The sequence below is a fragment of the Flavobacterium rhamnosi genome, assembly GCF_048286515.1.
GTDB lineage: Bacteria > Bacteroidota > Bacteroidia > Flavobacteriales > Flavobacteriaceae > Flavobacterium.
The window spans coordinates 1-16,689 of sequence record NZ_JBLVPS010000038.1; the positions used below are offsets into that span (position 1 = coordinate 1).

The 16,689-nt window shown below is 33.3% G+C and carries 15 protein-coding genes; 11 read left to right on the plus strand and 4 right to left on the minus strand.

The window, feature by feature from the left end; translation table 11 throughout:
* Positions 1-438: 438 nt before the first annotated feature.
* The 4 genes from ACNQGN_RS18325 to ACNQGN_RS18340 all read left to right on the plus strand — a co-directional run bounded on the left by ACNQGN_RS18325 (position 439) and on the right by ACNQGN_RS18340 (position 6,640).
* The gene (locus ACNQGN_RS18325) at positions 439-1,668 is read left to right on the plus strand and encodes a DUF4856 domain-containing protein (RefSeq protein WP_417989271.1); all 1,230 of its coding nucleotides are present in this window, start codon (positions 439-441) and stop codon (positions 1,666-1,668) included.
* A gap of 70 nt (positions 1,669-1,738) precedes the next feature.
* Complete coding sequence (locus ACNQGN_RS18330) at positions 1,739-2,854, plus strand: imelysin family protein (RefSeq protein ID WP_417989272.1); 1,116 nt, start codon at positions 1,739-1,741, stop codon at positions 2,852-2,854.
* Positions 2,855-2,856: 2 nt separating this feature from the next.
* Positions 2,857-4,224: an HTTM domain-containing protein gene (locus ACNQGN_RS18335; protein ID WP_417989273.1), complete on the plus strand. Its 1,368-nt coding sequence runs from the start codon at positions 2,857-2,859 to the stop codon at positions 4,222-4,224.
* On the plus strand, positions 4,205-6,640 hold the full coding sequence (locus ACNQGN_RS18340) for a TonB-dependent receptor domain-containing protein (RefSeq protein WP_417989285.1): 2,436 nt from the start codon (positions 4,205-4,207) through the stop codon (positions 6,638-6,640). The genes ACNQGN_RS18335 and ACNQGN_RS18340 overlap by 20 nt, the downstream gene beginning before the upstream one ends.
* 244 nt (positions 6,641-6,884) lie before the next feature.
* On the opposite strand, the gene ACNQGN_RS18345 is transcribed toward ACNQGN_RS18340, so the two are convergent.
* From ACNQGN_RS18345 to ACNQGN_RS18360, 4 genes are all read right to left on the minus strand, one after another.
* Positions 6,885-7,883 (minus strand): PAS domain-containing protein, encoded by a 999-nt coding sequence (locus ACNQGN_RS18345; RefSeq protein WP_417989274.1) that lies wholly within the window; start codon positions 7,881-7,883, stop codon positions 6,885-6,887.
* Between the two features lie 11 nt (positions 7,884-7,894).
* Positions 7,895-8,329, minus strand: a complete 435-nt coding sequence (locus ACNQGN_RS18350; protein WP_417989275.1) for a response regulator — start codon at positions 8,327-8,329, stop codon at positions 7,895-7,897.
* A gap of 6 nt (positions 8,330-8,335) precedes the next feature.
* Entirely contained in the window at positions 8,336-11,047 is a 2,712-nt protein-coding gene (locus tag ACNQGN_RS18355) for a PAS domain-containing protein (RefSeq protein ID WP_417989276.1), read from the minus strand.
* Positions 11,048-12,242: 1,195 nt separating this feature from the next.
* Positions 12,243-12,332 (minus strand): DDE-type integrase/transposase/recombinase, encoded by a 90-nt coding sequence (locus ACNQGN_RS18360; RefSeq protein ID WP_417989277.1) that lies wholly within the window; start codon positions 12,330-12,332, stop codon positions 12,243-12,245.
* A 141-nt stretch (positions 12,333-12,473) separates the two neighbouring features.
* Between ACNQGN_RS18360 and ACNQGN_RS18365 the strand changes: the two genes are divergently transcribed.
* The 7 genes from ACNQGN_RS18365 to tnpA all read left to right on the plus strand — a co-directional run.
* On the plus strand, positions 12,474-12,839 hold the full coding sequence (locus tag ACNQGN_RS18365) for a c-type cytochrome (RefSeq protein WP_417989278.1): 366 nt from the start codon (positions 12,474-12,476) through the stop codon (positions 12,837-12,839).
* Between the two features lie 26 nt (positions 12,840-12,865).
* Positions 12,866-13,423, plus strand: coding sequence for a YceI family protein (locus ACNQGN_RS18370; protein WP_417989279.1), 558 nt, complete (start codon positions 12,866-12,868; stop codon positions 13,421-13,423).
* Between the two features lie 5 nt (positions 13,424-13,428).
* Entirely contained in the window at positions 13,429-14,376 is a 948-nt protein-coding gene (locus tag ACNQGN_RS18375) for a DUF5777 family beta-barrel protein (protein WP_417989280.1), read from the plus strand.
* Between the two features lie 453 nt (positions 14,377-14,829).
* Entirely contained in the window at positions 14,830-15,048 is a 219-nt protein-coding gene (locus ACNQGN_RS18380; RefSeq protein ID WP_417989281.1) for a helix-turn-helix domain-containing protein, read from the plus strand.
* Positions 15,045-15,374, plus strand: a complete 330-nt coding sequence (locus ACNQGN_RS18385) for a HipA N-terminal domain-containing protein (RefSeq protein ID WP_417989282.1) — start codon at positions 15,045-15,047, stop codon at positions 15,372-15,374. The genes ACNQGN_RS18380 and ACNQGN_RS18385 overlap by 4 nt, the downstream gene beginning before the upstream one ends.
* Positions 15,371-16,357 (plus strand): type II toxin-antitoxin system HipA family toxin, encoded by a 987-nt coding sequence (locus ACNQGN_RS18390; protein ID WP_417989283.1) that lies wholly within the window; start codon positions 15,371-15,373, stop codon positions 16,355-16,357. Before ACNQGN_RS18385 ends, ACNQGN_RS18390 begins: the two co-directional genes overlap by 4 nt.
* 128 nt (positions 16,358-16,485) lie before the next feature.
* On the plus strand, positions 16,486-16,689 hold a 204-nt coding region (gene tnpA, locus ACNQGN_RS18395), incomplete at its 3' end, for an IS66 family insertion sequence element accessory protein TnpA (protein WP_417989284.1).

The following is a 16,689-nucleotide window of genomic DNA, read 5'->3' on the forward strand; positions in this document are numbered from 1 at the left end:
GTGCTTAGGACACACCTTAAATGTACTGATTTTCAGACTTTAAAACAAATAAATTGAAAGATATTTCTTATTATTTGTGTATATTTCCTGTTACTTTTCAACCCTTGATTCGCATAAATATAAAAATTAGTCTCTTCAAAAAAGTTGTACCGTCAAAAGTTTTCGTGTCACATTTGTCATAAAACGTTTAAAACTAAATTGATAAATACCGTGTTGTATGTACATTTTTTTTAAAACATATTGTAAAAAGCTCTCTGTCAATGCTTTATTTGAGATTAACACTTGTTATCTTGCGGCATACAGTAATTAAATTTTTTTGATAGAGTTTTGGTAATACATGCGTTTTATTTAGAATAAATTTAAATAAAAAATTTGTTTGTTACCTTTTAGGTTTTATATTTGCAGGAAATTATTTTTATTCAATCTAAATTAACTGAAATGAACTTTAAAAAATTATCTCTTTCCGCATTCCCTATTTTATTATTAGTGCTTGCTTCTTGTTCAAATGACGAGGCTACAGTCGAAGAAACTTTTAATTATACTGTTCCGGCAACTTACACATTCGAAAGAAATGCGGTAACTTCTGTAGATTATTCTGGGCAATCGAGCCGTTTATTAATGCTTGATGAGATGGGAAAATATTTTAGTATAGCCGCAACAAACGGAACTGTAGTTGATGATGCGGTTTTGTCTGAAATGTATTTAAATACAAACAATCGCTTTACTGGTGCGGGTTTAAACACTTCAGGGAAACAATTAAAAGATAAAACGGCTGCTTCAAAAGATTATTTTTCATTATATCTTGGTGGTGGTTCAATAGCTGAACAAGTAAGTGTTCGTGATTTATTTGAAACCCAATTCGACAATGCTGATGCTGCCAGTCAAGGAGCAACTGCTTCAGCGGGTGTTGCAGGTGTTTATTTAGATGGAACAAGCAAACGCTTATTTGCAGCAAATGGATTAGAGCCTCAACAAGTTTTATTAAAAGGAATGATGGGCGCTTGTTTTATGGATCAAATAGCTAATAATTATTTAAGTTTAAATAAATTAGATGAAGGCACTAGTAAAGCTGATAATACTGCTAAAACTTTAGTTGCCGGTAAATCCTACACAACAATGGAGCACACTTGGGATGAAGCTTATGGTTATGTTTATGGAGCAGATAATTTAACTGTTACGCCAAACACTTTCAAATTCTGGAGCAGTTATATCAATCAAGTGAATGCCGATACTGATTTTAATACTCTTAAAGCCGATATTGATTTGGCTTTCCGTAAAGGTAGAGCAGCAATCGTTGCAAATGATTATGCAGTTCGTGATGCTCAAATTGATGTCATCAAAGCAAAACTAGCACTGGTTTCAGCAGTTAGAGCCGTATTTTATTTGCAAGAAGGAAAAGGTAAATTAGCAACTGATAATGGTGCAAAAGCTTTTCACGCTTTGTCTGAAGGTTATGGATTTATTATGTCATTACGTTATACAAATAAGCCAGGAACAAATAGTCCTTATTTTACAAAAGCAGAAGTAGATGCAATGTTGACTTCTATGGTGAGCGGAACAAATGGTCTGTGGGCTATCGATACATTGGGAGCTAAACTAGATGCAATATCTCTACAAATTGCAACAAAATTTGGTTTTACAGTTGCTCAAGCTGCAACAGTAAATTAATTCAATAAAAAACAAGGCAAGAGAAATTAACTTCTCTTGCTTTTTGTACTTTTGTGAAAATTTTTAAGAAATGAAAAAGATACTATTAATTTTAAGTCTTATTGTTCTAGTTGTAGCTTGCTCATCAAATGAGGGAGATAACAATACTGACGGGAATAATTATGATAGAACAGCACTTTTAACAAATTGGGCAGATAATATCATTGTTCCAAGTTATGTAAATTATCAAGCAAAGGTTCAAACATTGATAACTAACACAAATACTTTTGTTGCAACTCCAACTGAAGTAAATCTTCAAACGGTTAGGACTTCTTGGTTGGAAGCTTACAAAGCCTATCAATATGTATCGATGTATAATTTGGGTAAAGCAGAGGAGATCAATTTTAATATGGCATCCAATACTTATCCAACAAATACAATCGGTATAGAATCAAATATTTCCTCTGGAACTTACAATCTGGCATTGTTGTCTCAACTTGACAAACAAGGTTTTCCAGCATTGGATTATTTGATAAATGGTTTGAGCACAAATGACGCATCAATTGTTGGTTTTTATACTACAAATACAAATGCTACAAATTACAAGCAGTATCTAACAGCTGTTGTGAGCAAACTAAAAACAAACATCGATGCAGTTGTAACAGACTGGAATTCAGGATTTAGAAATAGCTACGTAGTAAATAACGGGACTTCGGTAAGTAGCTCAGTAAACAAAACAACAAATTTATTTGTAAAAAACTTTGAAAAAGACATTCGTACCGGTAAAATAGGAATTCCATCAGGCGTTTTTTCAAGTGGTGTTAAATATCCGGAAAAAGTGGAAGGGTATTATAAAAATGATATTTCAAAAGAATTGTTGCATGCTTCAATAAAAGCAACTCAAGATTTTTTTAATGGAAAACATTTCAATAGTACAACAACTGGCGAAGGCCTAAAAACCTATTTAGATTTTTTAAATACGATTAGAAATGGTCAAAAATTAAGCGATATTATAAATAATCAATTTGCTACTATTTATACTGTAAACAATACGCTTAACAATAGTTTTTCACAGCAAGTAAATACTGATAATTCAAAAATGATTGCCGCTTACGATGCTTTACAGCAAAATATAATCTATACAAAACTAGATATGATGCAAGCATTAAACATCACTATTGATTATGTAGATGGAGATGGCGATTAATTATGGGTTTTAGCATAACAAAATATCTAAATAAATATTCAGAGGCATCAACGCTAGCTTTTTTTAGGCTAGCGTTTGGCTTTATGATGGTTTTAAGTCTCATACGATTTGTGAGTTATGGTTGGATTGAAAAATTTTATATCCAACCCCAATTTCACTTTACGTATTATGGTTTTGAGTGGGTAAAACCTCTTGGGAATTATACGTATTTATTATTTTTTGTTTCAGGGTTGGCTGCTTTATTTGTCGCCATTGGATACAAATATAAATTATCAATCATTACCTTTTTCCTTAGCTTTACCTACATTGAATTTATGGATAAAACCACTTACCTGAACCATTATTATTTTATTACGGTGGTAAGTTTTATACTGATTTTTTTACCCGCAAATGCCTGTTTTTCTATTGATGCTTATAGAAATCCTAAAATTGCCTTTCAGAAAATCCCGAGTTGGACTATTGATATTTTAAAATTGCTGTTAGGGATTGTATATTTTTATGCAGGCCTAGCAAAGCTTAATTCCGACTGGCTTTTTGAAGCGATGCCACTGAAAATCTGGTTACCTAATAATTCAAATTTACCAATAATTGGTTCTTTCTTAAACGAGAATTGGGTGCATTATGCTTTCAGTTGGACAGGAATGATGTACGATTTAAGTATCCCTTTTTTATTGCTTTACAAAAGAACCCGATTATTCGCTTTTGTTTTAGTGGTAATATTTCATATTTTGACTAGAATTCTTTTCCCAATTGGTGTTTTTCCATATATAATGATTGTAAGTTCATTGCTCTTTTTTGATGCGGATTTTCATAAAAAGTGTTTGCAAACTGTTTCAAAATTATTCAATTTCAGTATAACTTTCTTTGAGAACGGAAAAGAAAAAATTCAGAATTTCAATGGGATTTATAAAATTAAAATCGCCTTTTTAACCTCTTTTATAACTTTCCAATTACTGTTTCCTTTTCGATATTTATTGTATCCTGACGAGTTATTTTGGACCGAGGAAGGATTTCGATTTTCGTGGCGCGTGATGCTTATGGAAAAAGCCGGTTATACACAATTTATTGTTACCGATGCGAAAACAAAAGAAAATATAATGGTAGACAACAGTCATTTCTTAACCACTTTTCAGGAAAAACAAATGTCGTTTCAACCTGATTTCATTTTGGAATACGCACATTTTTTACACGATTATCACCAAAAACAAGGCATTAATGACCCCGAAGTTAGAGTAGAAAGCTACGTTGCTCTCAATGGAAGATTAAGTCAAAAATATATCAATCCTAAAATAAATTTAGCCAAAGAAAATGAAACATTCCATCACACAACTTGGATTTTACCTTTTAACGATGAAATTAAAGGATTTTAGTTGTATCCTTTTTTTATTGTTTACAATAAATAGTTTTTCCCAATATAAAATTTCAGGAATTACTACAGCTGACAATGGTAGAATACTGGCTTCCGTTGAAGTATATAATAGATCTTCCGGGATTAAATCCCTATCTAACGCTAAAGGAGAGTTTTCAATAGAATTAGACAAATCAGGCAATTATGAACTCGTTTTTTACAAAGAAAATTATGCCTTTTTAGAAAAAACAGTTTCAACATCTGAAGAAAGTAATGTTATTATTTTAGATAAAATCACCAACCTTTCGGAAGTATTTATTAATACACAAAAGGAAAAAATATTTGCACTCAATAAATTAAAGGATATTGATGAAACGGCCATTTATGCCGGAAAGAAAACCGAAGTGATCTCGTTAAACAAACTTACGGCAAACAAGGCAACCAATAATGCACGTCAAATATTTGCTCAAGTTGTAGGATTAACAATCAACGAAAGTTCAGATGGAGGTTTACAATTAAGCATTGGCGGACGTGGATTGGATCCAAACAGAACATCCAATTTTAATACCCGACAAAACGGTTATGATATCAGTGCCGATGTTTTGGGTTATCCCGAAAGTTATTATGCAACACCTACCGAGGCTCTCGAAGAAATTCAAGTAATTCGCGGTGCTGCATCATTGCAATATGGAACCCAATTTGGCGGATTAGTCAATTTTAAATTAAAAGCGCCAAGCAAAAAACAATTCGAATTTACTACAAGAAATACCATTGGATCTTATGGTTTGTTTACCAATTTTACTTCATTAAGCGGTACAAAAGATAAATTCAGTTACTATACCTTTTATAATTACAAGCAAGGAAATGGTTTTAGACCCAATTCTGAATTCGAGAGTAAAAATTATTTTGGAAATTTAAATTATCAATTCAACGATAAAACTTCCTTGCATTTCGACTACACTTATTTTAATTATTTAGCCCAACAAGCCGGTGGATTGACTGATGTGATGTTTAACGATAACCCTACACAAAGCAACAGAACCCGGAATTGGTTTGCAGTAAACTGGAACTTATTTGCATTGCGATTAAAACATAAATTTAATGCTAATGCCGATTTTTCACTGCAACTATTTGGGCTAGATGCTAGTCGCAAAGCTGTTGGATATCGTTCCAATAGAGTTTCTAATCCTGATGTATTAGGAACGGAAAGAGATTTAATAATAGGTGAATTTGTCAATTGGGGTGCAGAAGCACGATTTTTAAAACGATACAAAATAAAAAACAACACCAGTGCTTTTTTAATTGGAACCAAATATTATCAATCTAAAAATTCCGGAATTCAAGGTCCGGGAAGCTCCGGTAGTGATGCCCATTTTGATGTTGCTGATGCAGAATTCCCTTTTTATGCCAACCAATCCAATTATACATATCCAAATTTGAATGTATCTGTTTTTGGAGAGAATATATTTAAAATAACGCCCAATTTCTCTGTTACTCCAGGTTTTAGATTTGAAAAAATAAAAACACAGGCAGAAGGTTCTTATCGAAAAATAAATCTGGATTTAGCCGGAAATGTAATCCTGGATGAAACTAAGTTTGAGAATAATATAAAAGACCGAAACTTTTTTTTACTAGGAGTTGGATTAAGCTATAAACCACAAAACAGAATTGAATTTTATGGAAATGTTTCACAAAATTATCGCTCTGTAACTTTTAATGATATTCGAACCGTCAGTCCAAGTCAGGTGATTGATGAGAATATTACAGATGAAAAAGGCTATACTTCGGATATTGGAATTCGCGGGCAAATAGGCAACAAAGTAACCTTTGACGCAAGCGTTTACGGATTGTATTATGATGATAAAATTGGTGAATATGAAACTAGAAATCCCAATGGTTCAGCAGCAATAGTAAGATTCCGAGATAATATTGGAACAGCAGTGACGTATGGTTTTGAGACGATGTTCGATTGGAGTTTAAATAAAACCTTTTTCAAACAAAACGGCAACTTTGTTTGGAATGTATTCTCCAATATCGCTATTACCAATTCGGAATATTTAAAATCGGACGCTCCAAACATTGAAGGGAACAAGGTGGAATTTGTACCTCTTTATAATATAAAAACAGGAACAGGAATTGGATATAAAAACTTTATTTCAAGTGTACAATTTACCTATGTATCTTCTCAATTTACCGAAGCAAACAACAGTGAAACAGATGTAAGTGACAACACTTATGGCATTTTTGGCCAAATCCCAGCCTATTACGTAGCTGATTTTTCAACCTCCTACAAATGGCAAAACTGGAAATTGGAAGCTGGAATTACTAATTTCACAAACAATAGTTATTTTACAAGAAGAGCCACTGGTTATCCAGGTCCAGGAATCATTCCGTCGGATAGCAGAACTTTTTATACTACGCTTGAGTTTGTTTTTTAACATATTGAAAGCTATCTTTTTTAGGACAGATTACAGTAGTATTTATTCTTACTACTATCTCTTCTTTGACAAACAATGCAACTACAATTTCAAAAACAATATGACCAATAATACTTCCCACCGTAATATATATTATGCCCTTTCATCAGAAAGCCTCAAATCTTCTCTTAAAATCAGCACACAATTGATTTAGACTATTTTTTTTAACTATAAGCTGCTTCGACTCTTATTTTGTAAATCCCTATTATATTTGGATTTTATTTTCTGCTTTATCTTTTGAGTTTTGAATGAAATGATTCAACTCGTGAGTAAACTCTTCCAGATTAATTGCAGAAAGTTTTATATAATCGACTATTTCTTTTAATTCCGCCGGATTATTTAAGGGATCATCAAGTTCATTTAACAGACCCAAAATATTTGCGATGGGCTGTCTTACTCTGTGAGAAGTCATAAAAAGCATTTCTTTGAGCTGAGTTATGTAATCTTTTAGGCCAGTAACATCCGCTATCGACCCTATCATTCTGAAGGGATCTCCATTTTGGTCTCGAAGCAAGTAGCCCTTGTCAACAAAATAATAAATCTTTCCTTTATTATCCAGAAAACGATATTCACCGGACCAAAAAATTTCTTTGCTTCTAAAAAAATCTGTAACACTATTTGTTACTCTTTCCTGGTCATCAGGATGAATGGAATTTGACCAACTTGCAAGGTCTAACCATTCCTTTTCTTTCTCTATTTCCATAAAATTATAATAGGCCTCATTTCTCCATACTACATCATCGTTTATCTTCCATTCATAAATTATGTCTTTAGAAGCTCTTGCGGCGAGGCTGAAGCGTTCGCTCACCTCTTTGTTTTCTTTCTTTTCTTCCGCCTCTTTCAATGCACGCTCAATTTTAAGGGGTAGTGTAAATAATTTATCTTTCAGTGCATAATCGGTAACGCCATTTTTTATAAGTTCAACCGCATTTTCTTCTCCAACAGTTCCTGAAACAATAATAAATGGAATTTCGGAATATTTTTTTTTCGTAATTCGATGAGCTTCACCTCCATTAAATGAAGGCAGATGATAATCTGATAATATGATATCAGGTCTAAAAATATCCAGAGCAATTTCAAAAGCTTCACGTGTTTCAACAATTTCCGAGGTGAAAACCAATCGGGATTTGTTCAGTTCACGCAGTATTAATCCTACATCGTTTTTATTGTCTTCCAGTAGTAATATTTTTACTATCTTTTCCATAGGGATTTTATTTACTGTGGTGGTTGGTTTAATATCATCCAGTACAATCCCAAATCGCTTACCGCTTTGACGAAATGGTCGAATTCCACAGGCTTCACCACATAACTGTTTACGCCCAAGCTATAGCATTCCTGAATATCTGGATCTTCTTTGGAAGAGGTGAGTACCACAACGGGGATTCTTTTTGTGCGCTCATCGGATTTTATTCTCCGGAGTACTTCAATGCCGTTTACTTTCGGCATTTTCAAATCCAAAACAATTACATTTGGAATGTTATCCATCCCTCGGTCAGAATACTGGCCTTGTGCAAAGATATAATCCAGTGCTTCCGCTCCGTCTTTAAGATGGAGTAACTTGTTTGCCAGATTATTTTTTTTTAGTGCTCTAATGGTTAATTCGGCATCGTTTATATTGTCTTCCACTAAAAGAATTTGTAGGTTGTCCATGTTGTTTTAGTTTTTTGTTAATGAAAAATGAAATGTCGCTCCTTTGTTTACTATTCCTTTTGCCCAAACTTCCCCCCCGTGTTTGATGATAATTCGTTGAACAATCGCCAGACCAACTCCTGTTCCTTTAAATTCATCATAGGAATGCAAGCGTTGGAATACACCAAACAATTTATCGGAATATTGCATGTCGAAACCTACACCGTTATCATTTACTGAAAATATAATTTCACCGTTCTTCTCTTCTGAAGAAATTCTCACGCTAGGATTATCTCCCTTTGAAGAGTATTTTATGGCATTCGAAACAAGATTGAACATTACCTGGTGAAGCAAACTATAGTCTGCGTTCACTTTATGAAGATTGGCTGTATTGATTTCTGCCTTGTGCTGCATTGATTTATTTACTTCATTAATTACACTTTCGGTTAGTTTATCCATATCAATCTCCGTTTTCTGTATCTCTTTTCGGCCAAGACGGGAAAAAGCAAGTAGATCGTCGATGAGTGTTCCCATTTTGGTGGCATTGGATCTTATTGTTTCAAGGATGCGCATTCCTTCCTGATCTAATTTTTCTCCATAATCTTCATTCAGTATTTGTGCATAACCATTGATGGCACGCAGTGGGGCACGTAAATCATGAGAAATGGAGTACGAAAAAGACTCCAGTTCTTTATTTATTTCAATTAATTTTTCTTCGGCATTTTTTATTTCTGTTATATCTTGAACAATCCCGAAATAACGCGTGGGATTATTATTATCATCAAATTCCATATTACTCTGAGTAAGGACGTGAATGATTGTTTCGTCTTTTCTTTTTATTCGATGATTGTATGTGTTTCCTTTCAAGGTGGTAAAAACTTCATTTACTTTTTCTTTTACAAAAGCCAAATCATTTGGGTGTATGCAAGAAAAATAGGCATCTAGTGATGGTACCGTTGTATTTGGGTCAAATCCTAAAATTTTAAAAGCTTCGTCTGACCAAGTATCTATATTGGTAACTAAATTACTATCCCAATTACCAACTTTTGCCAATGTCTGGGCTTCTTTTAGATTTGCCATAATAACTTCTAATTGATGTTCTGAATTTTTACGATCAGTAATGTCAATAACTATTCCCATCATTTTGGTTAACTCCCCTTTTTCGTTCTTGTAAACAAGGCCTTGCGCTGAAATCCACCGAATCATAGTATCATTTGCTCTTTTAATGCGGCATTCCATACCGAACTTGCCTTTGGAATATGCTTCTTCAAATCGTTGCTTCGCATACTCCCTGTCTTCAGGAATTACATGTTTTATAAAAATGTTATATCCCCATTCCGGTAAAAGATTTTCATAACCGAAAATTTGGTCATGTAATATGGAACGCCAAGCGGTGTCTTTAACTAAATTCAAATCCCAGGCTCCAATATGTGCAGAATCTAAAACTACTCTGAATTTTTCCTCGCTTTCTGCTAATTGCAGGATATAATTTTCCAATTCTTTATTCGCTCTTAATAGTTGCTCTTCCGCTTTTTTTCGCTCTGTAATATTGCGGGCTACGCAATATAGTTTTGCAGTTGCAGGATTGGGCGTTGCATTCCAGTCTAGATACAGATAGTTGCCGTCTTTTTTTCGGTAGCGGTTTACAAAATTTATTACCAATACACCCGATTTCAATTTCTCATATTCCTTAAGTGTAGCGGGAATATCTTCAGGATGGATTAATTCAATAAATGGTGTCTCGAAAAATTCTTTTTCCGAATATCCTAATATCTTAGTAAAGTTGGCATTAACGAACTCAAAATACCCCTCCGTGTTTGCAATACCACAAAGGTCATGGTTATTGTTAAAAAAATATTTGTATTCTTTTAATTGCTCTTCGGCTTCTTTTCTTCTCCTGTCAATTGATAAAAGAGTTCCTGAAATCCTAAAAACCACGACCACAAGTATTAAAATAGTAATAAATGAGAAAAGTGCCACTCCAAGTTCCGTACTATAGTAGCCTGCTTGCTGTCCTATCAATCTCAACCAACCCAAAATAAGAGGGGTGAAAATGATAACCGGCAATAAATTTCTTGCAGTAATCCCCGCTATACCATCGTTTGTAAAAATACACATAAGGCCTTTGTCAGATTTAGAAAGTAACATCCCACCCGACAAGAAGACAAAAGCTACTGATGTATGAATAGCCATTTTAGTGAAACTAGTCATCCCCCCCTGAAAATCATTTACCGCGTAGCCGTATCCGATCAATGTTAATAATGCTAGAGCACCAACAGTCAGACTGAATAATTGAAACAATTGAAAGGCTTTATTCCTGTAAAGAAGCATTAAAGATATTCCTGATAAAATAAAACAAAAGGCAGTTATAGGAGACATTCGTCCTGGATCGGATGTTGCTGTCGCTCTTGTTTCTTCTTTAAATAAGAACTCATCTATCCCAAAATTAATTTCAAAAAGGTATTCCCCTAAAGTTAACAATCCTATAAGAATTACTATGGAAGGAAAAAGAATGGAATACATTTTTTTAAAACTATTTTGCTTTTTGCCATTTAAGATCCATAAAGTAAATCCACTCAGTATAAAACATAAAGCAGTGTTTACTTTCATGGAAACTACACCTGACATCACACTCTTTAATATAGAAATATCCAATAGCCATCCTATCAATACAATAATCCCTAAGAAGAATAAGGCTATTGCCAGAATTTTTGATATTAAACGATACTTTTTATTCATATTGCTTCCGTTTTTATTAAAGAGAATATAAATTGTGTTTTGTGATGGATGGATTATGTGCCTTATAATTATTTATCCTTTATACGTTGTTTCTTATTTTAACGTCTTGTGTAAATATAAAATCGATAAGCTTCAAATTGTTTTTATTTATTTTTTATTTAAAGGGAATTCCTTTAAAGTATTTTCGCTTGTTTCCTTTTTTTGTAAATTTAGATTAGTTTCAATAATATTTTACCACGTTGATTATAATTCTTTTATAATTACTCCCAATATGGTTATTTTGAACTAAATATTTTGGCGTATGTCGTTGTGGTATTTGTTTGTTTGTTTTCTCCCGCTAACTATCGGGATCCAGGAAATAGATATTGTTTCTGTTTAAATAACTTTTATAATATTAACAAATAATTAGTTGTCAAGCTAAATTTTCTTCTATAAAACATCAAAAGGTTGTGATTTATAGTGCCAATTTATGAAAATATTATGTAAAAGCATAAAAAAAATGTTGTTTTCGGGAGTCATAACGATTTTATTTCTGGCGCAACAGGAATAAATGTCTATTTTGCAAAACTTTTTTTGGACTACTTACAAAAGCCCATTTTGAAAGTATGTGGAATCAATGAAGCGACACAGCTAAATAGGTAAAAACAAAAAAGAATCAAGAATTTTTCTTCTCTGTCCCTTGAGGCTGTTGATCCATACGAGCCTGTTTACGAACCATTTTATGCAGGATTTAAAGAAACTAGCTTTATAAAGCTGTTATCAAAAAGTATATACGGTTTTGTCACATCTGCCGAGTTTGTCACATCTGTCGAGCATAAATTTATTATTGTTTTGGATGGGTTATGCTATCAATGAACAGAATGATTTAAACATAGTTATATCTGGATTAATCATTGTTTCTTTCTTAGCATATGTACAAATTCAATTCCACTTAACGTTCTGTCAGCTGATTCAAAAGCTGCAAATCCTATTCCATTTAGAATTCTTTACTTGATGAAACGATGATCCTGTTCGACAATGTTGTTCAAGTATTTACATTGTCGGATCACTATTTTAGAAAATGAACGTTGATTACAAACTCTGATAGTACCTATGTTTAATCCACTTTTGTCACTATTTAGCATTCCTGATTTACAATTAGTACCAATTGCTTTAATTATAAAAGATTGGGCACTCATCCTTTGCCATCTCTTGGCTAATAGAAATCAACCGCATTACCTGATCTATCAACTGCTATGTACAAATAACACCATTTACACTTAACTTTTATATAGGTTTCATCCATTCTCCAACTTTTCCCAACTCTTAGTTTTCGTTTTTTAATTAGCGCCTAGCTCAAATTATATTATTTTCTTTGAAATTTTTACACTATTTGTCTAAAAAATTATTTAGTTTTGTCTAAAAATAAATTTATTATAATATAAAAATGAATAAAAATTATCCTATACACTTTGTATTTCTATTGTTTTTGTTTTCTTGCTCAAAAGAAGTTGATTATATTAATGATAGAAAAGTATTTGCATCTCCTGAAATTACATCGGAGAATGTAACCTATCAAAATTATGTTAAACCTCTTTTAACAAAAAACTGTGCCACCTGTCATGGTGTTGACGGCTCTGCTGAAACATGGTGGTTAAACACTCATAGTTATGAAAATTCCCTTCGATTCGCTAATCCAATAGCAACCACAATTATTAATGGAACCATGCCTCCTCCACCAAAATTTCCTTTTTCTCAACGAGATCGTGATTTAATGGCCGCATGGATTGCAAAAGGGATGCCTGAAAATTAATCAATTACTTATTTAAATATTTACACATGAAACCAAAATTATTTTTTGTTGCACTAGCAGCATTGTCCTTTACGTCTTCTATGTTTTCACAAGACATTTTTACCACTTCAAACGCAAAAGTTAGTTTCTATTCTAAAACGCCTGTACAAGACATAGACGGAACGAGTAATAAAGTAGCTACCGTTTTAAATAACACGACCAAACAAGTATATTTTAAAATTCAAAATACCACTTTTCAGTTTAGAGAAAAATTAATGCAAGAGCATTTCAATGAAAACTATATGGAAAGTGACAAATTTCCAGTATCTGATTTTAATGGCAAAATTTTAGAAGATATTGATTTTACAAAAACCGGAAATCATAAAGTGACCATCGTTGGAGTTTTAAATATACACGGAAAAAAGAAAGAATACAAAATAGCAGGAACACTTTCCAGTAATGAAAACGGTTTAGTTTTAACTTCTGATTTTAAAATCAAACTAGCAGATCATGGCGTAGAGATTCCAACGGTAGTATTTGCAAAAATAGCAGAACAATTAGAGATAAAAATCACAGCAAATTATAAGCCGTACAAAAAAGTATAATGAAAATGAATCAAATATTTAGAATCGTTTTAATTGTGATGTTGCCAGTCTTTAGCGTAACCGCTCAAGACAATATGGAAAACTATTTACCTTCTGAAACGACAAGTGAAAAAGACACTATTCCAGTATATGCCACTTTTAAATCCTCCAGAATTATTAATGCCAGATCTAATGAATTAGTTCATAAAGGAGAACTTGATTTTATAATTTCACATAGATTTGGAGACGCCGGAGGTCATTACGGTGGATTTAAAACCTTCTATGGAACTGACAACGCCGCCGATGTTAAAATTGCTTTAGATTATGGACTTTCAGAGCGCTTAGCAATTGGAATCTCTAGAACTAAAGGAGCAACTGCTGTTCGTCAGTTGCTAGAAGCAAATATTAAGTATAAGCTGTTCGAACAAACCGAAAAAGACCGTATCCCATTGGGAATTACCTTCTTTGGTAACGCTGTTGTTTCCACAATGGGTTCTAATGTTAATCCTAAAGTTCCCGATCATTTTGATTCGTTTTCTGATCGTTGGTCGTTCGTGGCCCAAACAATTATAGTTAGGAAATTTAGCAGCAATTTTTCATTAGCATTGCTGCCAACCTACACCCACTATAACCGTGTGGGGTACGGAGATAGTAATAATGTTTTTGCTGTCGGAATTGGAGCAAGAGCTAAATTAACTAAAAGAATGGCATTAATAGCCGATTATTTTTATACTTTCAATAGCGAAAATCGTAAAGCTTATTTTAAAAAAAACGGACTGCCTTTTTATAACCCTTTGGCAGCTGGTCTTGAAATTGAAACAGGAGGCCATGTTTTTCAATTGACATTTATGAATAATACGGCGCTGTTAGAAAATCAATTTATTCCTTACACCACAACTTCTTGGGAAAAAGGTCAATTCCGATGGGGATTTAGTATTTCCAGACCTTTCTCATTTAAAAAGAAAAACAGATAAAAACAAAAAAGAGACAGTCTCAAAGGTTCATTTATTTGTTGCAATGACCATGAAGCGCTAAGAAAAGAAGAAGATAATTATAAAGATATTGCCGTAATAAGGAAGATTGATAATGCAATGGTACAACGAAATTACCTGCAGGTAAAACAAGATATTCAAGAGATAATTCAATCTAAAATCGAGCGACTTCTAAATGATCCGAGTCTGTTACACCTTGTGATTAAAAAGTAAAACTTCTCTTTTTCTTAGTTCAATAGCATTTTCAGCACTAGAACCCATTTTTACAAGAATGGATAGAGTCCATATAATACAACTCATATAGTGCTTTATAATGCACTTATTTACAAATAAAAGCTGCTTATAGAGTAAAAAGCACTGTAAAGTGCACTTTAATGCTCTTTTTCTTAAACTTAATAAAATATAGTTTATATTTGCGTAAAAAAGAGCCATCTAATGCACTTTGTAGAGTTAATAAAAACAATAAAAGAACGTAGAGAAGTACTGCAGGTGACGCAAGAAACCTTAGCAGAGTTATCTGGCGTTGGCTTAAGAACCCTAAAACAGTTTGAAAGCGGAAAAGGAAATCCTACTCTACTTACTTTATCAAAGTTAGCAGATGTTCTAGGTATGGAAGTAAGCCTAAACGTTAAAAATCTATCCCGTAAAGAATGAGAAAGGCAAAAATATTATACAAAGACGAAGAAGCTGGCGTGCTAACCCAACATGATGATGGTTCTTTTACATTTCATTATCATGATCCTTGGATGGCTGACAGTAGCAAACCAGGCATAAGTCTCACTTTGCCAAAAACCACGCAAGAATTTCATTCACAATTCCTATTTGCGTTTTTTTACAACATGCTACCTGAAGGCTCTAACAAACAAGTGGTCTGTAAGTATAATAAAATTGACCGAGATGATTATTTTGGTTTACTGATGACTACCGCAAAAAACGATAGTATTGGTGCCGTTAGAGTTATTAAAATCGAAAAATTATGAGTTTACCTGAAATACAATATTGCCCCGGTACTTTAGCAGAAGGTTTCAACACCTATAGTAGAACTTGTTTGAATAGAGTGTTTCAAGGCAAAAAGGTACATCATATATTACCTTATGATTCGCCAGCATCCAATCCTGAGACAGATGAACTATTTGAAGAAAACCGAAAGCGCATGTCTATTTCTGGAGTACAGGAAAAATTCTCCGTACTACTTGAAAAAAACAAATTAAGGCTTATCAATGAAGGTGAACGTGGTACCTATATCCTCAAACCAATTCCTAGTGCAGGAAGAAAACCGGACCAGATGCCCGCTAACGAGCACCTAACAATGCAAATTGCACGTCAGGTTTATGGAATTGAAACTGCCGAAAATGCACTGATTTTCTTTAAAGACGGCTCCTCAGCCTATATCACCAAACGTTTTGATGTAAATTACGATGGTACAAAACTTGCTCAAGATGATTTTGCTTCCTTAGCTGGAAGAACACCACAAACACATGGAGAGCATTATAAATATTTAGGAAACTATTTGGAGCTATTTCAATTAATGCAGCAATATTTACCTGCTTATAAGTTGGAAGCACCTAAGCTGCTGAAAATATTGATATTCAATTATCTATTTTCAAATGGTGATGCTCATTTTAAAAACTTTTCTTTACTTGAAACTCCTATGGGAGATTTCCGACTAAGTCCTGCTTACGACTTACTCAATAGTCGTATTCACATAGAAGATAAAGAATTTGCATTAGATGATGGACTATTAGCACGAAATTTAAGCCAAGGTAAAATTAGTCGACAATTTGCTATCCTGGCAGAGAATGCAGGAATTAGTGAGAAAAATTTTAATGATATCATGGCGTTGCTGTTATCGCAGTCAGATAAGATCGAAAAATTGACAACAGCTTCTTTTCTCAACGATACCACAAAAAGAAATTATTTACAATCATATCAGGGTCGTTTAAAACAATTAATAAAAATCTAAGCTAAATCTTTAGAACTACTAAATCTGGAAGCTATTTGTTTAGGGTTTTTAAAACGTATGCGCCCCACCAAAAGCATATTTCATACATAAATCCGCTACTTTAAATTTGGTGATTCAATATTTAGAACATGAATCAACAAGAACAGATGTACACATTGGCCGAGCAATGGCGAGAGTCAGGATTACCAAAAAGCAAATTTTGCAGAGAGCAGCAAATCTCATTGCACCAATTCAATTATTGGCTAAAAAAGTTTAATAGGATTGCTGACGCCAAACAACCAAAGCCAGGAGTTTCCTTTTTCTCTGTTGCTGATAATCCGAGCAATGATAAA